The following is a 20,190-nucleotide window of genomic DNA, read 5'->3' as shown; positions in this document are numbered from 1 at the left end:
AGGATTCCCGGCAAAGGCGACAAAGCTGTCGGGCAGTCAGGCGATGAATCGGCGAGGTCATGGCGCAAACGGTGGTGGGCGGGACCGTCGTCGAGGAGCACGGGAAGCAGCGGGAGCAGCGGGACCGGCCGTGGGTGGTCCGGCGGGCCGACTGGCTCGGGCCGCTCGCGGTCGCGGTGTTCGCGGGGCTGCTGCGGTTCTGGCACCTCGGGTCCCCGAACGCCTTCGTGTTCGACGAGACGTACTACCCGAAGGACGCCTGGTCGCTGCTCCGCCAGGGCTACGAGGGCGTCTGGCCGGACGGCGCCAACGAGCAGGTGCTGGCGGTCCCGCAGGTCGTCCCGCTCACTCCGGCGCCCGAGTTCGTCGCGCACCCGCCGATGGGCAAGTGGGTCATCGCCCTGGGGGAGTGGGTGTACGGGCTGCACCCGTACGGCTGGCGGTTCATGGTCGCGCTGCTCGGCACCGCCACGGTGCTGATGCTGGCCCGGATCGGGCGCCGGCTGTTCGGCTCCACCCTGCTCGGCTGCGTGGCCGCGCTGCTGCTGGCGGTGGACGGGCTGCACCTGGTGATGAGCCGGGTCGGGCTGCTCGACGGCGTGCTGATGTTCTTCGTGCTGGCCGCCTTCGGCTGCCTGCTGGTCGACCGCGACCGGGCCCGGGGGCTGCTGGCCGCCGCCCGGGCCGAGGGCGGCCGGGCCGGTGACCAGGTCCGGCTCGGCCTCCGCCCCTGGCGGCTCGGGGCCGGGGTGCTGCTCGGCCTGGCCTGCGCGACCAAGTGGAACGGGCTGCCGGTGCTGGCCGCCTTCGGCCTGCTCACCGTGCTCTGGGACCAGGCGGGCCGCCGCTGGGCCGGTGCGTACCGGCCCTGGCCGAGCATGCTGCGCCGGGACGCGCTGCCCGCCTTCCTCTCCCTGGTCGGCGTCGCGGCGCTGGTCTACCCGCTCTCCTGGGCCGGCTGGTTCGGCACCGACGGCGGCTACGAGCGGCACTGGGCCGACGGCCGGCCGGGGTGGCTGCCCGCGCCGCTGCGCAGCTGGTGGCACTACCAGGCGCAGATGTTCGACTTCAACACCGGCCTCACCACCCCGCACACCTACCAGTCCGACGCCTGGAGCTGGCTGGTCCAGGGCCGCCCGGTCAGCATGTACTGGCAGCAGGTGCCGGCCGGGCAGCAGGGCTGCACCGACCCGGGCGGCTGCGCCTCGCAGATCCTCGCGCTCGGGACGCCGCTGCTCTGGTGGACCGCCTGCTTCGCGCTGCTGTACGTGCTCTGGCGCTGGTTCTTCCGGCGGGACTGGCGCTCGGGCGCGGTGCTCTGGGCGGTGGCCGGGATCTACCTGCCGTGGTTCCGCTACCTGGACCGGACCACGTTCTCGTTCTACATGGTGGTGCTGCTGCCGTTCCTCTGCCTGGCGGTGGCCCAGATGCTGGGGGCGATGCTCGGCCCGCCCGGGTGCTCGGCGGAGCGGCGGCGCTGGGGCGCGGTCGGCGCGGGCGTGATCGTGCTGGCGATCGTCGGCTGCTTCGCGTTCTTCTACCCGCTGTACACGGCGGAGGTGATCCCGATGTCGTCCTGGCAGGACCGGATGTGGTTCACCACCTGGATCTGATGGCCGCTCAGCAGCTGCTGCCGGTCGGCGTCCCGCTGTACGCCGCCACCGGGCTGCTGCTGGCGGCCGGGGCGGCGGTGGCCGGCCGGGGGCTGCTCGGGCACGGCCGGGCGGTGCTGCGGGCCGGGCTGCGGGCGGCCGCCCAGCTCGCGGTGGTCGCGCTGGTGATCGCCTGGGTGGTCGGCTCGATCTGGACCTCGGCGCTGTTCGTGCTGCTGATGTTCACGGTGGCGGTGCGCACGGCCGGGCGGCGGATGACCGCGGGGCCGGGCTGGTGGTGGGCGGTGCTGCCGATCGGGGCCGGGGTGCTGCCGGTGCTGGTGCTGCTGCTCGGCTCGGGCCTGCTGCCCCGGCAGGGGCTGTCGGTGATCCCGGTCGCGGGCATCCTGATCGGCGGGGCGCTGACCGCCACCTCGCTGGCCGGACGGCGCTCGCTGGACGAGCTGGGCCAGCGCCGGGGCGAGGTGGAGGCGGCGCTCGCGCTCGGCTTCGAGCCCCGGGACGCCCGGCTGGAGATCTGCCGCACCGCCGCCGCCACCTCGCTGGTGCCCGCCCTGGACCAGACCAGGACGGTGGGGCTGGTCACGCTGCCCGGTGCGTTCGTCGGCATGCTGCTGGGCGGGGCGAGCCCGGTGGAGGCCGGGGCGGTGCAGCTGTTCGTGCTGGTCGCGCTGCTGCTGGTGGAGTCGGTGGCGGTCGTGGTGGTGCTGGAGCTGGTCGGGCGCGGGGCGGTCACGAGGTAGGCTTGGTGGCTGTTGAAGGGGAGTAGCCCTCCACCGGAGCGTCGACATACTGGTCCATTCGTGGACCCGGTGCCCGGGACACCCGTCCGATCGAGGGTGTTGGCGAGACCTTCGGCCGCAGTGCTGTGATCATTTACCAGTGCTGTCGGGCCGGAGCGTCCCCTGACGGGTGATCATCGGCCGGGCAGCCCGGACCCGATGAAGGGCTTTCTCTCCGATGAGTCTGACCATTGCCGCGATTACCTTCGGCATCGTCTTCCTGGCCGAACTCCCCGACAAGACCGCACTGGCCAGTCTGGTGCTCGGCACCAAGTACCGCGCGAGCTACGTCTTCGCCGGCATCGCGGCCGCCTTCGCGCTCCAGGTCGGGATCGCCCTGGCCGCCGGCCATCTGCTCTCGCTGCTCCCGCAGCGCTGGGTCGAGGGCGTCACCGGGGTGCTGTTCCTGGCCGGGGCGGTGATGCTGCTCTGGCCCAAGGGCGCGGAGGAGGAGGACCACGAGGCGAAGGAGCCCGCCTCGCCGAGCTTCTGGAAGGTGGCCGGCTCCAGCTTCCTGCTGGTCGCGGTGGCCGAGTTCGGCGACCTCACCCAGATCATGACGGCCAACCTGGCCGCCAAGTACGCCGACCCGGTCTCGGTCGGCATCGGTGCCTGGCTGGCGCTCTGCACGGTGAGCGGGATCGCGATCCTGGGCGGGCAGAAGCTGCTGCAGTACGTGCCGATGAAGGTGATCATCCGGGTGGCGGCCGCGATCATGCTGGTGATGGCGGGCTTCAGCCTGTTCAAGGCGGTCACCGGCTGACCGGAGCGGCTCGCCGGGCCGGACCGGGCCGGTGCTCAGTCGAGCGGGTAGCGGGTGGACTTGTCGGCGCGCAGGGCGGTGAGGAACCCGCCCATCCGGGCGGCGGTTCCGGCGTGCCGGTCGAGCAGGGCGGCCAGCTCCGGCGCGGTGCCGTCGGGGCGCTGCCCGGCGGCCCAGGCCGCCGCGAGGCCCTCCGGGAGGTGGTGGTTGAGCAGGTGGGCCACCGTGTACGCGGCGTCGTAGCCCCGGTGCCGGTCGAGGAACTCCCGCTCCGCGTCGGTGAGTTCGAAGCTCTCACTGAGCGAGAGGCCGAAGTCGGCGAAGTACAGCCGGTGGCCGTCGGTCAGCACGTTGCGGAAGTGCGCGTCGAAGTGGACCAGGCCGTTGGCCCGCAGGAAGGCCGTGGTCTCGGCCAGTTGGCCGGCCGCCCACGGGTGCCCGGCGCCGTCCTGCCCGGCCAGCCAGTCGCCCAGGGTGTGCGGGACGTACTCCAGGAACAGCACCACGGCCGCGGTGGCCCGGGTGATCGCGGTCAGCCGGGCCCGGATCGCCGGGGAGCCGCCCCAGTACGCGACCGCGCCGTCCATCCCGCCGAGGAAGCCGACCAGCCCCTCGGCCGGCGGCGGGTCGGCGGGCAGCACCCGGGCGTGGTGCAGCAGCGGGAAGTTCTGCTGCGCGCCGTCGAGCACCCAGCCGGTGGTCAGCTCGTGCACGGCCAGCTCCCGCCAGGCCCCGAACCCGGCCGAGCCGACGCCGTACTGGTAGTGCACCGGCAGGTCGAACAGGTTGGCGGTGGAGCGCCGGTGCTCGGGCCGCTGCTCCAGCTCGGTGAGCGGGACGCGCTTGACGAACACCTCGGTGCCGTCGACCTCCAGCCGTGAGGTCACGCCGCCGATGCCGGTGCCGAGCGGGGTCGCCGCGTCGAGCAGGGCGGAGAGCTGCCGGTCGGTCAACCCGGCGAGGCCGGCGGAGACCCGGGCGTGGGCGGCGAGGCGGGTGGCGTGGGAGGTCACGGGGCCTCAGTCGGTCAGCCGCTCGAGGGCCTGCCGGGTGGTCGGGCCGTAGACGCCGGGCGGGTCGCTGAGGTTGGCGATGCCGATGTAGTCCTGGAAGTCGCGGACGGCCTTCTCGGTCCTGCTGTCGAAGTCGCCGGTGGCCAGGGACCTGTTGTACTTCCACCACAGCACGTCGGTCAGGCGGGTCTGCATGTCCTTGACGTCGGCGCCCTGGAGGCCGCGCTGCAGGACCCGGGGCCCGGTGGCGGTGGGGGCGGGCGCGGCGGTGGTCCGGCTCGGCGACGGCTGGGCCGTGGTCGGGGTGGGCGCCGGATCCGCAGGTGCGCTCGTCGCCGCCGAGGGGCTGGGCTTCGGCTTGCTGCTGCTGCGGCTGGGGGAGGGGCTGGGGGATTCGGAGGGCTTGGGCGACTGGACGACCGCAGCGGCCGGGGGCGACACGGTCGGCTGGTAGCTGGCCACCGGGGCCGGCAGCGCCTGGTCGTGGTCGACCGGCTTCTCGTCGGAGGGGGAGAGCACCAGGGCCAGGCCCGCGCCGATCGCGGCGACGCCGATCCCGGCCGCGATGATGACGGTCCGTCGGCGTCCGGCCGAGACCTGCTCCTGGACCCGCCGCTCGGCCCGGCCCCCCGGGGTCGGCTCGCCGGGGGCGGTGCGGAAGCCGAACACGCCGAGGTCGGGCGTGGGCGCGGCGGCGTTCGCCGGGGCGGGCTCGGGGGTCCACTGCGGCGGGGTCGGTATCAGCTGCAGGCTGGGCACGGCCGGCGGGTACGGCGGCGGGCCCTGCGGGTGCGGCGGCAGGCCGGACGGCGGGACCGGCGGCATCAGCTGGGTGGCGAAGGCGTCGCCGGACGGAGGCGCGATCTGGGTGGCGAACGGATCGGCGGGCGCCGGGGCGGCCACGTACGGCCGGACCAGCTCGGGCGAGTCCAGCGGAGGCAGGATCGCGGTGGCGTCCGAGAGGGAACAGGCGGGGCAGCCTTCGGCGCCCCCGGCGGTGCCGCAGACGGGGCAGGGCGCTCCCGGCATGGCCGGTCCTCCTCGTTGATGGTGGCGAATGGGTCCTGATTATGCAGCAGGTTCCGATGGGGGGACAGGCGTGTGGTGGGGCTTGTCCGGGTTGGTGGTGATACCGGAGATGTGAAGGGTCGGTGGCCCCGGGAGGTACGGATGGCGCAGTGGGTGACGGCAAATCAGACATTCCTGACATTATGATGCGACTGAAGGATCATCAGCTCTGGTCAGCACCTCACCGAGGGAGCAGGTATGGCGGACGCGGTCGCGCCGGAGGGTGTCCGGGAGCAGCAGCCCCCGGAGGTGACGGTCCACCGGCTCTGGGTCCCGATCGGAGCCCTGCTGCTGGCGATGCTGCTGGCCGCGCTGGACCAGACCATCGTCTCCACCGCACTGCCCACCATCGTCAGCGACCTCGGCGGGGCGGAGCACCTGTCCTGGGTGGTCACCTCGTACATGCTGGCCTCCACGGCGGCCACCCCGCTCTGGGGCAAGCTCGGCGACATGTACGGCCGCAAGCGGCTGTTCCAGGCCTCCATCGTGATCTTCCTGGTCGGCTCCGGGCTCTGCGGACTCTCGCAGAACATGGGCGAGTTGATCTGCTTCCGGGCGCTCCAGGGCCTCGGCGGCGGCGGTCTGATGGTGCTCTCGCAGGCGATCGTCGGCGACCTGGTGCCGCCCCGGGAGCGGGGCAAGTACCAGGGGCTGTTCGGCGCGGTCTTCGGGGTCACCAGCGTGCTCGGGCCGCTGCTCGGCGGTGTCTTCGTGGACAACCTCAGCTGGCGCTGGGTCTTCTACGTCAACCTGCCGATCGGCGCGGTCGCGCTGGTCGTGATCGCCGCCGTGCTGCACAGCGGCGAGGTCAAGCGCCACCACACCATCGACTACCTGGGCACCTTCCTGATCGCCTCGGTCGCCACCTGCCTGGTCCTGATGACCTCGCTGGGCAGCATCACCTGGCCCTGGCTCTCCTGGCAGATCATCGGGCTCGGGGTGCTGGGCGTGGTCCTGCTCGGCCTCTTCATCGCGGTGGAGCGGAAGGCGGCCGAACCCGTGCTGCCGCTGAAGCTGTTCCGCTCCCGGACCTTCAGCCTGGTCGCGGTGATCTCCTTCGTGGTCGGCTTCGCGATGTTCGGCGCGCTGACCTACCTGCCGACCTTCCTCCAGGTGGTCATGCAGGTCTCGCCCACCATGTCCGGCATCCACATGCTGCCGATGGTGCTCGGCATGCTGTTCACCTCGATCGGCTCCGGCCAGATCGTCGCCCGGACCGGCCACTACCGGATCTTCCCGATCGCGGGCACCGCCGTCACCGCCCTCGGCCTGGTGCTGCTGTCCCGGCTCACCGAGCACAGCTCGACCACCGAGATGAGCCTCTACTTCCTGGTCTTCGGGCTCGGACTCGGGCTGGTGATGCAGGTCCTGGTGCTGATCGTGCAGAACTCGGTCGGGTACGAGGACCTCGGCGTGGCCACCGCGGGGGCCACCTTCTTCCGCTCGATCGGCGCCTCCTTCGGCGTCTCGATCTTCGGCACCGTCTTCGCCAGCGGCCTCAACCGCCGGCTCGCCGAGGACCTGGCGGACGCCCAGCTCCCGCCCGGCTTCGACCCGACCGGCATCGCCCAGGACCCCCGGGTGATCTCCACCCTGCCCGGCCCCGCCCAGGACGGCATCTACCAGGCGTACGCGGAGTCGATCACCCAGGTGTTCCTGTACGCGGTGCCGATCGCCCTGGTCGCCTTCGTGCTGGCGCTGTTCCTCCGCGAGGAGAAGCTCCGCTCCACCGTCACCGCCCCCGACCTCAGCGAGTCGATCGGCCTCAACCCGGTGGAGCGCTCCTCGCTGGACGAGATCGCCCGCGCGCTCTCGGTGCTGGGCACCAGGGACGCCCGCCGCGACCTGTTCCGCCGGATCACCGCCGAGGCCGGCCTCGACCTCAGACCGGCCTCCAGCTGGCTGATCCTGCAGATGGACCGGCACGGCTCGGCCGAACCCGCCGAGCTGGCCGAACAGAAGATCGTCCCGATCGCGGTGATCGAGGAGGCCGCCCGGGAGGTGGAGAGCCGGGGGCTCGCGGTCCGCAACGGGCTGCCGCTGCGGCTCACCGAGGCCGGCTCGGAGGTCGCGGTCCGCCTGGTCGCCGCCCGCCGGGCCCAACTCGCCCAACTGATCGGCGACTACGACGAGAAGCAGTTCGGCGAGCTGGCCGACCTGCTCACCCGGCTCAGCGCCCAGCTGGGCGGCAGCAGGCCCGACCGCACCGGCCCCGAGCACCTCCAGCAGGGCGAGGGGCGGACGTACTAGACGTACCGGCGGACCGCCGGGTGCCGGTCCGGTGCCGGGAATAACGGGTGCCCGGTGGTGACTTGGCGTCAGACATGACCACCACGACGTCCGACCTGCACGAGCTGCTGGAGGAGAGCCGCCTCGGCCTCCTCGCCACCATCAAGGCGGACGGCCGTCCGCAGCTGTCCCCGGTGATGCCGTTCCACGACCAGGTGGCCGGGTTGATCCAGGTGTCGATGACCGAGGGCCGGGCCAAGACGGCGAACCTCCGGCGGGATCCCCGGGCCACCCTGGAGGTGACCAGCCCCGACGGCCGGCGCTGGGCCGCCGCCGAGGGCACCGCGACGCTGGTCGGCCCCGGCACCGACCCGCACGGCCCGGAGGTCGAGGCCCTGGTGGCGTACTACCGGCTGGCGGCCGGGGAGCACCCGGACTGGGACGAGTACCGGGCCGCGATGGTGGCCGACCGCCGGGTGCTGATGACGATGACGGTCGACCACGTGTACGGCGGCGGCGCGGGCTGACCTCCGGGGTCAGGGCAGGTCGATCGAGCGGAACTCCTCCAGCACCGCGAAGCCGGTGGCGTCGTACAGGCCCATCGCGACCTCGTTGCCGCCGAAGACGTTGAACATCATCGCCTCGTCGCCGCCCTGCCGGGTGGCCCACTCGCCGACGGCCATCGCGGCCCGGCCGTAGCCCTTGCCGCGGTGCTGGGGGTGCACCTCCAGCGAGAAGCCGAAGGTCACGCCGGGCAGGAAGCCGTGGTTCACCCAACCGGTGCCGATCACCTCACCCTCGGCCTCCATGGCGTAGAAGGCGTGACCGGGCGTCAGGTACCCCTGCGGGAGCAGCCGGGCGAAGTCCTGGTCGGACTTCTCCCCGGCCTGCTCCGGCGTCAGCGCCCCGGCCCGGACGATGTCCGCTACGTACGCGGCCTGCTCCGCCTCGTACCAGGCGGGGTACTCCTGCTCGGTGAGCCGGCGGACGGTCAGGCCGACCGGCAGCTCGGGCCGCTCGGCGGCGGTGCGGATCCGGTTCTGCCCCCGGACGGGGTAGTGCGCGAACTGGCCCGGGCCGTCGACGAGGCGGACCGACACCCGCTGCGCGCCCTGTTCGGCGCACCAGCGCTCGGCCCACCCGAGCCCGTCCGGCACGGTCAGCTCGTGGATCCGGCCGACGGTCCTGCCGTTGTCGTCGATCAGCCCGATCGCGATCCACCCCGTGCCGTCGGTGGCCACCGTCCAGTCCTCGACGCCCTTCAGCGCCTGCGCCAGCAGCGCCTCGGTCAGCGGCTCCGAGCACCCCGCCGCCCGGTACCCGCTCCGTACCCGCTCCTCGAACCCGGCCCGCCAGTCGGCCCGGTCGGTCACCACCACTATCTCGTTCATCCGGTCACCCTAGGCGGGGCCCCGGACGGGGCGCGGGCGATTTTCCGGCGGTGGCAAGGGCGGTTCCGGACAGTGCCGGGTGCGGGCCCGGCGGGCGGGGCGGGCAGCGGGCGAGTGGTGGGGTGTACGGGTGGGGCCGCCGGGGGTCGGGTGGCGGATGGGGCGGGTGCGGCGGTGCCGTGATCGGCCGACAAGTACCCTGCCGGGTCATGCCAGAGGTCTAGGCCAACAGCGGGTGCCCTCCTACGATGTGACGCACCGTCGGGCCCCTCCTCGACCGGTTCGGACCGCCGCCGCCCCGAGTCCCGGGAGCGCGCCGTTCGACGTTCGCCGCACCGCACCGGCACACCCGTCCGCACCCACAGGGGGTACGCCCATGCACGCCCGCAGCTTCGCACCGTCGGCCAGACCCGGCCGCGCCGTCCTGCTGATCCTGGCCCTGCTCGCCGCCCTGCTGGCCGCCGCCGTACCGACGGCGGCGCCCGCGCATGCCGCCGTACCGGACCGCTGGGGCTTCGCCTACCTCGACAACCCGACCCCGCCGCTCGGCTACGTCCCCGACACCACGCGCCAGTGGGGCAGTTGGACCTCGCCCGCCGCCAACCCGGTCAAGGTCGACCAGCTCGCGGTCGGCTCGTACCTGGTGCACTTCCCGCTGATCGCCGGCCCGGGCGGCATCGCCCACGCCACGGCGGTGGACCGGACCGGCAACTGGTGCCAGATCAAGGGCTGGTCCACGGCGGGCACCGGACAGGACGTCGCGGTGAACTGCTACAAGCCCACCGGCGCACCCGCCAACACCCTGTTCACCGTCCTCTACACCACCAGCAGCGGCGTCCCGTCCCCGGCCGGGGGCAGCTACGGCTACACCTACTCGGCGATCAGCGGGGCGGTGCTGGCCCAGTACAACTCCGCCGGTGCGGTCAACACCGTCAGCCACGGCTCCACCGGCATCTGGAAGGCCTGGCTGCCCGGCCTCGGGCTCTCGACCCAGGCCGGCAACATCCAGGTGACGGCCGTCGACGCGAGCCAGGGCGCCCGCTGCAAGGTGGCCGACTGGGTGCCCGGCGCGACCGGCCAGACCGTCGTGGTCACCTGCTTCAACGCGGCCAACGCCCCGTACGACACCAAGTGGACGCTGAGCTACTCGGTCAAGCGGGCGGTGCACGGCCCGGCCTTCCCGCCGAAGTACTTCGGCCACCTCTGGTTCAACGGCGGCGTCCCGGCCGGCACCAACCTCAACTCCACCGGCGCCGTCAACACCCTGGCCGGCTCGGTCCCGTTCACCGTCACCATGCCCGGCGTGGCCCTCGCCCAGGACACCGCCCACGTCACGGCCTACGGCAGCGGACCCGGCTGGTGCGGCCAGGCGATGCCCTGGACCCGGACCGGCACCACCCTGCGGCTCTACCCGATCTGCTTCAACCCCGGTGGGACGGCCGTCTCGGCCCCGTTCCTGGCGGCCTACACCTCGGCGTTCTGACCTGCCCGAACCGATGGGCCCCGAGCGGCTTGAACCGCCGTTCGGGGTCCGTAGTAGCCTCCAGCGGGTGAATCTCATAGAACAGCGGTCGGCGCGTCGGGCCCGCGGACGATCGACCACGACCGGCACGGCACGGCTCGGCTGGCTCGACGCGCTGCGCGCACTCGCGGCACTGACGGTCGCGGTCTACCACCTGGCCCTCCCGTTCGTCTGGATACCCGGCGGCGTGACGCTGATCAAGCACCTGGATCCGGGCATCTTCGGCGTGATGCTGTTCTTCCTGGTGAGCGGCTACATCGTGCCGGCCTCGCTGGAGCGCCGCGGTGACGTCCGGGCGTTCTGGGTGGGCCGGCTCTTCCGCATCCACCCGCTGGTCATCGTGGTCCTGGTGGTGTCGCTGCTGGTCCTGCCGCGTGCCCACAGCGTGGTCGGCGACTACACCTACGCCCATCCGCTGCTCTCACTGCCCGTCAACGCCCTGCTGCTGAACCACTTCGTGGGCATTCCGTCCGCCATGGGCGTGATGTGGACGCTCTGCTACGAGATGGTCTTCTACTGCCTCGTCAGCGCCCTGTTCGCGTTCGGCAAGCACCGGCACAGCGGCCCGATCGCGGTCGGGTTCGCCGCGGCCGCCCTGGTCCTGGGGGGCGGGTTCACCACGGGCCTGTTCGGATCCGACCACACGTCGGTGCGCAACCTCGTGCTGGCGGTGTCGGTGATCGGCGCGATGGGCCTGCTGTGCGTCCTGAGCGGCAGCCCCGCGCTGAACCGGACCGGTGCCGCGCTGCTGGCGGTGCTCGGTCTCGGAGTGGTGCTCAACAATGCCGGGGCGGCCGTCTTCGAGACCATGATGATCTTCGCGACCATGTTCGCCGGCACGGTCCTCTACCGCGTCCAGCACGGCCAGATCGACCGGATGCAGGCGGCCCTCTGCTGCGGGTTCGTGGTGGTGGCGGGTTTCCTGGTCGGCTACATGTACGACCACGGGGCGGCCCTGCACCAGACCTGGACGGCCGGCTGGCACGCCTGGTCCTTCGCCTATCTCGCGGTCTGGGCGGTCTTCGGCGCGGCGATGCTGCTGCGCAACCGCCGCTTCCCCCGGGTGCTGACCTGGCTGGGGGCGATCAGCTTCTCGATCTACCTGATCCACATCCCCGTCGTCAACGCCATGCACTGGCTCCTCACCGGGGTCCGGCCGGCCGCGACGGTGCCGGAGAAGGTGGCCCAGGTCGCCGTCTTCCTGGCCGTGCTGTTCCTGCTCAGCCACCTCGCCTACCGGCTGGTGGAGGTGCCGGGGCAGAAGCTCGGCCGGATCGTGCTGCGGCTGCTGACGGGCCGTTCGCCGGCCGCGCCCACGCCGCCCGCCGCTTCCGGCCCGCGGCTCGAGGAGGGCGAGGCCGCCGTCCCCGCCCCCGTGCTCTCGGCCTGACACCGGCCGCCCCGGCGCTGCATGCGGTGTTGGATGTACGAGACTGCTTGCACGTGATCGAGTGAAGAGGTGTCACATGGCTAGCGTGGTAAAGATCAACGTCCTGACGGTGCCCACCGAGATGCGGGAGACGCTGGAGGAGCGGTTCGCCTCGCGGGCCGGGTCGGTCGAGGGCTCGGACGGGTTCGAGTGGTTCGAGCTGCTGCGGCCGGTGGAGGGTACGGAGCAGTACCTGGTGTACACCCGGTGGGCCAGCGAGGAGCACTTCAAGGCCTGGATGGAGGGGCCGATGCAGGCCGCCCACCGCCAGGGGCCGCCGAGCGCCGAGGGCGGGGAGCAGCCGAAGCCAGCCGCCTCCGGCTCCACGCTGTGGTCGTTCGAGGTGGTGCAGTCGACCGGCCCGAAGCAGGGCTGAGCTTCTGCGCGAGGACGCCTGACCCCTGCTCAGGGGGTCAGGCGTCCTTGAACTCCACCGGGGCGTCGAAGGCGGCGCGGCGGACAGAGCGGCGCAGGGCCCGCAGGATCGGGCCGCCGACGGTGAGGCAGAGCACGGCGGTCAGGACGGCGCGGGGGAGGTCCCAGCCGAGCGAGGTGGCCAGGCAGTACGCCAGGAAGTGCGCCAGGTTGGTGCCGAGTCCGGCGTTGGCGTCGAAGGAGAGTGCCGGGGGCAGGCCGACCCCGAGGTAGGGCCAGAACTGAAGGTTCATCACGGTGCCGTAGGCCACGGCGGCCACGGCTCCGTAGCCGGCCAGCAGCAGGAGTTCGGGGCGGCCGCGCAGCCGGGTGCGACCGGGGAGCAGGGCGGCGCCGAGGCAGACCCAGCCCATGCCGAGCATCTGGAACGGCAGCCAGGGCCCGATCCCGCCGGTCAGCAGGGCCGAGGCGAACATGGTGACCGAGCCGAGCACGAAGCCGAAGCCCGGGCCGAGCACCCGCCCGGCGAGCACCATCAGGAAGAACATCGGCTCCAGGCCGGCCGTCCCGGCGCCGAGCGGGCGCAGCGCCGCCCCGGCGGCGGCCAGCACGCCGAGCAGGGCGACCGACTTGGCGTCCAGGCCGCCCCCGCCGTCGGAGCGGCCCTCGGAGATCTGGGCGATGACCACGCCGAGCAGCAGCGGCATCAGCAGCGCGAACAGCCACGGTGCGTCGGTGGAGTGGCCGGCCAGCGCCGAGGACGGGTCGGCGAGCAGCGGCCAGCCGAAGGCGACCGCGCCGATCGCGGTGATCAGCAGCAGCAGGGCGATCGAGCGGCGGCCCAGCGGCACCGGGCGGTTCAGCGGCCTCACGCGGGCTGCCCGAGCGCGTTGCGGACCTGGGAGACCGTCAGCCAGGGCAGCGGGGCGAGCACCTTGGCCACCTGCGGGGCGAACACCGGCGAGGAGACCACCACCTCGGCGCTCGGGCCGTCGGCGACGATCTCGCCCTCGGCCAGGATCACGGTGCGGTGGGCGAGCTCGGCGGCCAGCTCGACGTCGTGGGTGGCCAGCAGGACCGCGTGGCCCTCGGCGGCCAACTCGCGCAGCACGGTGACCAGTCGGGCCTTGGCGGCGTAGTCCAGGCCTCGGGTCGGCTCGTCCAGCAGGATCACGGCGGGACGGGCGGTGAGCACCACCGCCAGGGCCAGGGTGAGGCGTTGGCCCTCGGAGAGGTCCCGCGGGTGCAGCGCGTCGTCGATGCCGGGCAGCAGCCGGGCCACCAGGGCGCGGCAACTGCCGGGCGCCGAACCGGAGTCGTGGTCGGCACCGGCGCACTCGGCGGCCACCGTCTCGGCGTACAGCAGGTCGCGCGGCTCCTGCGGGACCAGGCCGACCTGGCGGATCAGCTCCTTGGGCCTGGCCCGGTGCGGGGTGAGTCCGGCCACCCGGACGGTGCCGGAGTCGGGGGTGTGCAGACCGGCCAGGGCACCGAGCAGGGTGGACTTGCCGGCGCCGTTGCGCCCCATCAGGGCGGTGATCTCTCCGGGGCGGAGGGCGAGTTCGACCCCGCGCAGGACCGGGTTGGGGCCGCGCCGCAGCGTCAGCCGGGTGGTGTCGGCCACCGGCTCGGTGGTGACCGGGGGGACCACGGGCGGGGTACGGCCGTCCAGTGCGGCCCGCAGCGGGGCCGCCCTGCGGCGGGCGTCCCGGACCGAGAGCGGCAGCGGCGACCAGCCGGCCGCGCGGCCGAGTCCGACCACCGGAGGGTGGACCGGGGAGACGGCCATCAGCTCGGCCGGGTCGCCGAGCCGGGCCGGGGCGTCCGGGGTGAGCAGCAGCACCTGGTCGGCGTACTGCACCACCCGCTCCAGCCGGTGCTCGGTCATCAGGACGGTGGTGCCCAGGTCGTGCACCAGCCGCTGCAGGACGGCGAGCACCTCCTCGGCGGCGCCGGGGTCGAGCGCGGAGGTGGGCTCGTCCAGCACCAGCACCTTGGGGTGGCTGGTGAGCACCGAGCCGATCGCGACCCGCTGCTGCTGGCCGCCGGAGAGGGTGGAGAGGGCCCGGTCGCGCAGCTCGGCCAGGCCGAGCAGGTCCAGGGTGTCCTCCACCCGGCGGCGCATCACCTCCGGGGCGATGCCCAGCGACTCCATGCCGTAGGCGAGTTCGTCCTCGACGTTGTCGGTGACGAAGTGCGCCACCGGGTCCTGGCCCACCGTGCCGACCAGGTCGGCCAGTTCGCGCGGCCGGTGGGCACGGGTGTCCCGGCCGCCGACGGTGACCCGGCCGTGCAGCACGCCGCCGGTGAAGTGCGGCACCAGGCCGTTCACGGCACCCAGCAGGGTGGACTTGCCGACCCCCGACGGGCCGACCACCAGGCAGAGTTCGCCCTCGGGGACGGTCAGGTCGATGCCGCCGAGCACGGGGGCGGCGGCGTCGTGGTACTGGACCGATACCTGCTCGAACACGATCACTTGGGGGCTCCGGAACGGGGCGGGGCTGAAGGGGAGGGAGTGGTGCCGGGCGGGGCGGGGGCGACGAAGGCGGGGAGCAGCCCGAGCAGCACGGCCAGCGCGGGCAGCAGCGGGAGTTCGGGCACGGCGGGCGGCACCACGGCGGGGTTGAAGGCGCCCGGGTCGCGGCCGGAGAGCCAGATCAGCAGCGCCGCCACCGCCAGGCCCGAGCCCGCCACCAGCCACTCCCGCCAGGCCCACGGATCGGGCCGGTAGCGGGTCCTGACGGAACGTCTGCCGCCGAGCAGCAGTCCGGCGCTGACCGCGGCCAGCCCGGCGAGCAGGACGGGCAGCGCCCACAGGCCGGTGCCCTCGCCGAGCAGGCCGTAGCAGGCCACGCAGACGGCGAGCAGGCCGAGCAGGGTGAGCGCGGCGATCGAGCGGGCGAGCCGGCGCGGGACGGCGGCGGTGCGGCCGAAGCCCCGGCTGTCCATGGTGGCGGCCAGCGCGACGGACCGTTCGAGGGCCGACTCCAGCACCGGCAGGCCGACGCTCAGCAGCGAGCGCAGGCCCTTGTCGGAGCGGCCGCGCAGGCGGCGCGCGGCGCGGATCCGCTGCACGTCGGCGACCAGGTTGGGGGTGAAGGTGAGCGCGACCACGGCGGCCACCCCGGCCTCGTAGAGCGCGCCGGGCAGGGCGCGGAGCAGCCGGGCCGGGTTGGCCAGCGCGTTCGCGGCGCCGACGCAGATCAGCAGGGTGGCCAGCCGCAGGCTCTGGTAGAGCGAGTAGAGCAGCCCCTCCAGCGTGACCGCGCCGCCGATCCGGACGCCCTGCGCCCAGTCCGGCAGCGGGAGTTGGGGCAGCGTGAAGAGCACCTGGGTGCCGCCGACGCCGGAGCCGAGGAAGACCGTGAAGACCAGCCGGATGCCGAGCACCGCCAGCGCCAGCTTGAGGAAGGCGGTGTAGGAGCGGGCCCAGGGCTCGGTGCTGCGCCGGGCGGCGACCACGTAGCCGGAGACGGCCACGATCAGGAGCAGCAGCAGCGGGTTGGTGGTGCGGGAGGCGCCCGCGCCGAGCCCGATCGCCCAGAGCCACCACGCGCCGGGGTGCAGGTGGCGCGGGCCGATCGGCGAGCGGGTCGAGCGGACGGGGCGGGGCCGCCTGGTGCGGACGGGCGTGGGCACGGATGACACCTCAGGAGTCGCGGCAGCGCCGGGCCTGCCGGACCGCGGCGGCGGCGAGGACGGCGATCAGCGCGCCGCCGGCCAGCAGGCCGATGGCCGGGCCCGAACCGCCCTTCCCGTCACCGGAGTTGTCCGCGGCCAGGGTGTCGCCGCAGCCGGTCCGGGGGTAGCCCGCGATGGCGCAGAGGATGCCGTTGGTGTCGTAGCGCAGCGGCGGGGCGACGGCGGCCAGCACCTCGGCCGAGCTGGCCCCGGTCGGCACGGCCGCGCAGGCCGTCCGGGCGGCGGGCGGGGTCTCGCCGCCGGGGGCGTCGGCGGGGGTGCCGAAGTCGAGCACCACGGCGACCCGCTTCCGGCCGGGCTCGGCCGGGGTGGCGGCGCAGAGCGCGGCGAAGTCGCCGCCGGCGGTGGGCCGGGCGGCGTCCTGGCCGCCGTCGGGGCTGACCGCGAACCGCCAGCCGTCCACGGCGCCGTCCGGCGGGACGTACACCGCCGGGCCCTGCTGCTGGTACGCCCAGGCGCTGCCGGACCACTTCCAGAACGACCAGTAGCGGTAGCCGGTGGCCTGGGCGGGGGTGGCGAGCAGGAGCGGCAGCAGCAGCGCCAGGACGGCGGCGACCGGTGTCAGGGCCGCCGCCGTCCGGGAACGGGGGGAGCTCACTTCTGCCCGTCGCCCTCGGACTTGTCCGTGCCGCCGCTCTTGTCCGTGCCACCGCTGGACGGGGAGCCGGGGTGCTGCGCGGCGGCGCGCTTGCGGCGGAGGCTGAGCAGCAGGCCGCCGCCGATGCCGATCAGCAGGCCGATGCCGACCAGCCAGACCGGCGAGAAGCCGCTGTCGTCGTCGGCCGCGCTGTTGTGCGGGGCGGGGGAGGAGGCCGAGGCCGCGGCGGCCGGGACGGACTCGGGGGCCGGGCCCGCGTCGATCAGCAGCTGGACCACGTTGGTGCCGCCGAAGTCGTACGGGTCCAGCTGGGCGGCCTCGGCGGTCAGCAGCAGCAGCGCGGCGGCGGCGGGGTCGGTGCCGTTCTTGCCCTTGGCGGCCCAGTCGTAGCCGTGGTCGGCCAGCCAGTCGGCGGCCGGGGCGGCCTGGACCGGGTGACCGGACTGGACCAGGCCGAGCACGGCCCAGGCGGTACCGGTGTAGTCCGGGGTGGCGGCCGCGCCGGGCGTGGTCTGGAGCAGGTGCTGCCCGTTGCCGCTCAGCTGGGTGTAGAGGTACGAGCCCGCCGCCTCGGCCGAGTTGGCGCGCGCGACGGTGGGCGTGTTGACGGTGCAGTCCAGCGGCTTGGGCGCGGCGTCCACCCGGTTGGTGTTGGTGACCGGCAGCTTGCCGCCCGCCGCTGCCAGCAGGGCCTGCGCACTGGCCAGGTCGTTGGCCTTGAGCGAGCCGTCCGGGGCGGGCTGGTAGGCGAAGGCGCCGCGCTCGGCGGCCGGGGCGAGGCAGCCGATCTGGAACAGTGCCAGGCCGTCGTACGCCGTCTTCCCGCCCTTGGCCACGCCGACCGGGTCGGTGCCGGTGGCGAGCAGGGCGTTCACGGCCAGCCCGGTGGAGTTGGCGTCACCGGGGTTGCCGGGGTTGAAGGCCCAGCTGCCGTCGGCGTTCTGAACGGTCCTCAGCCAGGCGGTGCCGCGGGTGACCGCGTCCTGGTGCCCGCCCAGCAGGGTGAGCGCCTGGATCGCCATCGCGGTGGCGTTGCTGTCCTCGGTCTTGGGGTCGCAGGCCGTCGCGGCGTCCGCCCGGTACGAGGGCCAGCCGCCGTCGGCGCACTGCTGCCCGGTCAGCCAGGCCACGGCCGAGGCGGCCGGGACGACCTTGGCGGAGCCGAGCGCGGTCAGCGCCAGCGACTGCCGCCAGACGCCGTCGTAGGTCGGGTCGCCCTTGCCGTACAGCGCGGCGGGCGCGGCTGCGGGCGAAGGGGTGGTGTCAGCGAGGGCGGGGCCGGCGGCGCCGATCAGCAGGGCGGCGGCGGCCAGCGCGGCGGCACCCGTGCGGGCGGTGGTGGGCATGAGGGTCGGCAGGCCTTTCGGTGACCGGGGTCGCACGGGCGTTCCCCGGACGAGCTTGACCGTCCGACTCTAACCGGCGGCGTGGCCGCTCCCCGTCAGGCGCGGGTGTGGACGCGGGGGGACGCGACGGACTAGAACTGGTACCAGTTTTCCGGTGGCGGCAGAAGGAGCCAGTGATGACCGAGGTGCTGGAGTACGGCGAGCTCTTCATCGGGGGTGCCTGGACCGCCCCGGCCGGGCCGGCCGTGATCGAGGTGGTCTCGCCGCACACCGAGCAGGTCATCGGCCGGGTGCCGCACGCCGGCGAGGCGGACGTGGACCGCGCGGTGGCCGCCGCCCGCCGGGCCTTCGACCAGGGCCCCTGGCCCCGGCTGCCGCTGGCCGAGCGGATCGCGGTGGTGACCCGGATCAGGGACGGCCTGGCCGCCCGGGCCGAACGGCTCGCCCGGCTGATCAGCTCGCAGAACGGCTCGCCGTACGCGTGGAGCCTGGCCGCCCAGGCCCACGGCCCGGTGGCGATCTGGGACGCGTACCTGAAGACCGCCGCCGAGTACGTCTTCGAGGAGCAGCGGGCCGGCGCCTTCGGCCCGATCCTGGTCCGCCGCGAACCCGTCGGGGTGGTGGCGGCCGTGGTGCCGTGGAACGTGCCGCAGTTCGCCGCCGCCGCCAAGCTCGCGCCCGCCCTGCTGTCCGGCTGCGCCGTGGTGCTCAAGCCCTCGCCGGAGACCCCGCTGGACGCCTACCTGCTGGCCGAGGTGGTCCGCGAGGCCGGGCTGCCCGAGGGCGTGCTCAGCATCCTGCCCGCCGGCCGGGAGACCGGTGCGTACCTGGTCGGCCACCCCGGCGTGGACAAGGTCTCCTTCACCGGGTCGGTCGACGCGGGCCGCCAGGTGATGGCGAGCGCGGCCCGCACGCTCAAGCGGGTCACGCTGGAGCTGGGCGGCAAGTCCGCCGCGATCGTGCTCCCCGACGCCGACCTGGACCGCACCGTCCGGGGCCTGCTGGCCGCCGCCTTCATGAACAACGGCCAGGCCTGCGTCGCGCAGACCCGGATCCTCGCCCCGCGCTCGCACTACGCCGAGATCGCCGAGCGCCTCACCGCCGCGATCGGCGCGCTGCGGGTCGGCGACCCGCTCGACCCCGCCACCGCCGTCGGCCCGCTGGTGACCGCCCGTCAGCGGCAGCGCAGCCTGGACTACATCGCGATCGCCGCAGGCGAGGGCGCGGAGCTGCTCACCGGCGGCGGCGTGCCCGCCGCTCCGGAGCGCGGCTGGTACGTGCAGCCGACGCTGTTCGGCGCTGTGGACAACGGGATGCGGATCGCCCGCGAGGAGGTCTTCGGCCCGGTGGTCTGCCTGACCCCGTACCAGGACCGGGACGAGGCGGTCCGGCTGGCCAACGACTCCGACTTCGGCCTCTCCGGCAGCGTCTGGACCGGCGACGTCGAGGCCGGTATCGAGGTGGCCCGCGCGGTCCGCACCGGCACCTACGCGGTGAACACCTTCAACCTGGACTTCCTCGGTCCGTTCGGCGGCTACAAGCAGTCCGGCATCGGCCGCGAGTTCGGCCCCGAGGGCCTGGCCGAGTACCTGGAGTCCAAGACCGTGGTCCTGCCCAGGGGGTACCGGGCCTGACGTGGGGCGCCGGAGCTGACCCGGGGTCAGAGGGTGAGCAGGCGGGCGGCGGTGTGGAGGTCGGCGCGGACCTCGGAGAGGGAGGCGCGGCCGCCGAGCCAGGCGAGCAGGGTGGCGTGCCAGGTGTGGCCGATCACCCGGAGGGCAGCCTGTTGGGTGGGCGAGGGGGTGGGGCCGAGTTGAGCGGCGTCCAGCACGATCGCCGAGGTGACCGCGGAGACGGCGTCCACCTCGGCGCCGACCGAGCGGTCGGCGAAGGAGAGCGCGCGGACCATGGCCTCGGCGAGGCGCGGTTCGCGCTGGAGCGCGTGGAAGGCCTGGGTCAGCGTCTCGGCCACCCGGCCGGCCGGGTCCTCGCCCACCGGCGGGTGCCGGCGGACCTGCTCGTGCAGCTGCTGGAGCTGCTCCTGCATCACCGCGACCAGCAGGTGCACCTTGGACGGGAAGTAGCGGTACAGGGTGCCGAGCGCCACCTCGGCGGTCTCCGCCACCTCGCGCATCTGGACCGCCTCGTAGCCGCCCCGGGCGGCCAGCGCGGTGGCGGCCCGCAGGATCCGGCGGCGGCGCTCGGCCTGCCGGGGGGTGAGCCCGGTCCCGGGGGCGGCGGTGGTGGTCAAGTGGGGCTCCCGGGGCGAGCGCGTGGTAACCGGATGACAGGTGATTCAACCACGGGGGGCCGAGTGAGGACACGTCAGCAGCGGTGCGGTCCGAGAGCTATGTCACAG

18 protein-coding genes are annotated in these 20,190 nt (G+C 73.9%); 9 read left to right on the top strand and 9 right to left on the bottom strand.

Annotated features, from left to right (window positions below; translation table 11 throughout):
- Positions 1-59 precede the first annotated feature (59 nt).
- The 3 genes from ABT118_RS13520 (at position 60) to ABT118_RS13510 (ending at position 3,158) form a co-directional block, all read left to right on the top strand.
- Positions 60-1,613, top strand: a complete 1,554-nt coding sequence (locus ABT118_RS13520) for a dolichyl-phosphate-mannose--protein mannosyltransferase (RefSeq protein WP_350667715.1) — start codon at positions 60-62, stop codon at positions 1,611-1,613.
- Positions 1,613-2,356, top strand: coding sequence for an ABC transporter permease (locus ABT118_RS13515; RefSeq protein ID WP_350667708.1), 744 nt, complete (start codon positions 1,613-1,615; stop codon positions 2,354-2,356). Before ABT118_RS13520 ends, ABT118_RS13515 begins: the two co-directional genes overlap by 1 nt.
- Before the next feature lie 217 nt (positions 2,357-2,573).
- On the top strand, positions 2,574-3,158 hold the full coding sequence (locus tag ABT118_RS13510) for a TMEM165/GDT1 family protein (protein WP_350667700.1): 585 nt from the start codon (positions 2,574-2,576) through the stop codon (positions 3,156-3,158).
- Positions 3,159-3,193: 35 nt separating this feature from the next.
- Here the strand turns inward: ABT118_RS13510 and ABT118_RS13505 are convergent, their stop codons facing one another.
- Together ABT118_RS13505 and ABT118_RS13500 are read right to left on the bottom strand one after the other, a co-directional pair.
- Positions 3,194-4,171 carry a BUD32 family EKC/KEOPS complex subunit gene (locus ABT118_RS13505; RefSeq protein ID WP_350667693.1) on the bottom strand — a complete coding sequence of 326 codons (978 nt, stop codon included), beginning with the start codon at positions 4,169-4,171 and terminating at the stop codon, positions 3,194-3,196.
- A gap of 6 nt (positions 4,172-4,177) precedes the next feature.
- Positions 4,178-5,200: a peptidoglycan-binding domain-containing protein gene (locus ABT118_RS13500; protein ID WP_350667689.1), complete on the bottom strand. Its 1,023-nt coding sequence runs from the start codon at positions 5,198-5,200 to the stop codon at positions 4,178-4,180.
- Positions 5,201-5,437: 237 nt separating this feature from the next.
- On the opposite strand from ABT118_RS13500, the gene ABT118_RS13495 reads away from it, so the two are divergent.
- Together ABT118_RS13495 and ABT118_RS13490 are read left to right on the top strand one after the other, a co-directional pair.
- Positions 5,438-7,489, top strand: a complete 2,052-nt coding sequence (locus ABT118_RS13495; protein ID WP_502884540.1) for an MDR family MFS transporter — start codon at positions 5,438-5,440, stop codon at positions 7,487-7,489.
- A 74-nt stretch (positions 7,490-7,563) separates the two neighbouring features.
- Positions 7,564-7,995 (top strand): PPOX class F420-dependent oxidoreductase, encoded by a 432-nt coding sequence (locus tag ABT118_RS13490; RefSeq protein WP_350667684.1) that lies wholly within the window; start codon positions 7,564-7,566, stop codon positions 7,993-7,995.
- 9 nt (positions 7,996-8,004) lie between these two features.
- Here the strand turns inward: ABT118_RS13490 and ABT118_RS13485 are convergent, their stop codons facing one another.
- Positions 8,005-8,859 (bottom strand): GNAT family N-acetyltransferase, encoded by an 855-nt coding sequence (locus tag ABT118_RS13485; protein WP_350667680.1) that lies wholly within the window; start codon positions 8,857-8,859, stop codon positions 8,005-8,007.
- Between the two features lie 376 nt (positions 8,860-9,235).
- On the opposite strand from ABT118_RS13485, the gene ABT118_RS13480 reads away from it, so the two are divergent.
- The 3 genes from ABT118_RS13480 (at position 9,236) to ABT118_RS13470 (ending at position 12,186) form a co-directional block, all read left to right on the top strand.
- Positions 9,236-10,342 (top strand): hypothetical protein, encoded by a 1,107-nt coding sequence (locus tag ABT118_RS13480; RefSeq protein WP_350667674.1) that lies wholly within the window; start codon positions 9,236-9,238, stop codon positions 10,340-10,342.
- 67 nt (positions 10,343-10,409) lie between these two features.
- Positions 10,410-11,771 carry an acyltransferase family protein gene (locus ABT118_RS13475; protein ID WP_350667671.1) on the top strand — a complete coding sequence of 454 codons (1,362 nt, stop codon included), beginning with the start codon at positions 10,410-10,412 and terminating at the stop codon, positions 11,769-11,771.
- A gap of 76 nt (positions 11,772-11,847) precedes the next feature.
- Positions 11,848-12,186: an antibiotic biosynthesis monooxygenase family protein gene (locus tag ABT118_RS13470; RefSeq protein WP_350667668.1), complete on the top strand. Its 339-nt coding sequence runs from the start codon at positions 11,848-11,850 to the stop codon at positions 12,184-12,186.
- Positions 12,187-12,223: 37 nt separating this feature from the next.
- On the opposite strand, the gene ABT118_RS13465 is transcribed toward ABT118_RS13470, so the two are convergent.
- Genes ABT118_RS13465 through ABT118_RS13445 form a run of 5 tightly spaced genes read right to left on the bottom strand, consistent with a single transcriptional unit; the run spans position 12,224 to position 17,831 of the window.
- The gene (locus ABT118_RS13465) at positions 12,224-13,102 is read right to left on the bottom strand and encodes an ECF transporter S component (protein WP_502884553.1); all 879 of its coding nucleotides are present in this window, start codon (positions 13,100-13,102) and stop codon (positions 12,224-12,226) included.
- A complete protein-coding gene (locus tag ABT118_RS13460) occupies positions 13,054-14,661 on the bottom strand; it encodes an ABC transporter ATP-binding protein (RefSeq protein WP_350667653.1) in 1,608 nt (535 codons plus the stop codon). The genes ABT118_RS13465 and ABT118_RS13460 overlap by 49 nt, the downstream gene beginning before the upstream one ends.
- On the bottom strand, positions 14,658-15,833 hold the full coding sequence (locus ABT118_RS13455) for an energy-coupling factor transporter transmembrane component T (protein ID WP_502884539.1): 1,176 nt from the start codon (positions 15,831-15,833) through the stop codon (positions 14,658-14,660). The genes ABT118_RS13460 and ABT118_RS13455 overlap by 4 nt, the downstream gene beginning before the upstream one ends.
- 1 nt (position 15,834) lies before the next feature.
- Positions 15,835-16,485, bottom strand: a complete 651-nt coding sequence (locus tag ABT118_RS13450) for an SCO2322 family protein (protein ID WP_350667646.1) — start codon at positions 16,483-16,485, stop codon at positions 15,835-15,837.
- Entirely contained in the window at positions 16,482-17,831 is a 1,350-nt protein-coding gene (locus tag ABT118_RS13445) for an SCO2321 family membrane protein (protein ID WP_350667642.1), read from the bottom strand. The genes ABT118_RS13450 and ABT118_RS13445 overlap by 4 nt, the downstream gene beginning before the upstream one ends.
- 176 nt (positions 17,832-18,007) lie before the next feature.
- Here ABT118_RS13445 and ABT118_RS13440 point away from each other — a divergent pair, with 176 nt between their 5' ends.
- Positions 18,008-19,465 (top strand): aldehyde dehydrogenase, encoded by a 1,458-nt coding sequence (locus ABT118_RS13440; protein ID WP_350667639.1) that lies wholly within the window; start codon positions 18,008-18,010, stop codon positions 19,463-19,465.
- 26 nt (positions 19,466-19,491) lie between these two features.
- On the opposite strand, the gene ABT118_RS13435 is transcribed toward ABT118_RS13440, so the two are convergent.
- Positions 19,492-20,082, bottom strand: a complete 591-nt coding sequence (locus ABT118_RS13435) for a TetR family transcriptional regulator (RefSeq protein ID WP_350667635.1) — start codon at positions 20,080-20,082, stop codon at positions 19,492-19,494.
- Between the last annotated feature and the right edge of the window lie 108 nt (positions 20,083-20,190).

Source organism: Kitasatospora sp. NPDC002040 (assembly GCF_040296785.1).
Lineage (GTDB): Bacteria > Actinomycetota > Actinomycetes > Streptomycetales > Streptomycetaceae > Kitasatospora.
The sequence above is the reverse complement of the archived record's forward strand: the minus strand, read 5'-3'. Positions and strand labels throughout refer to the sequence as shown.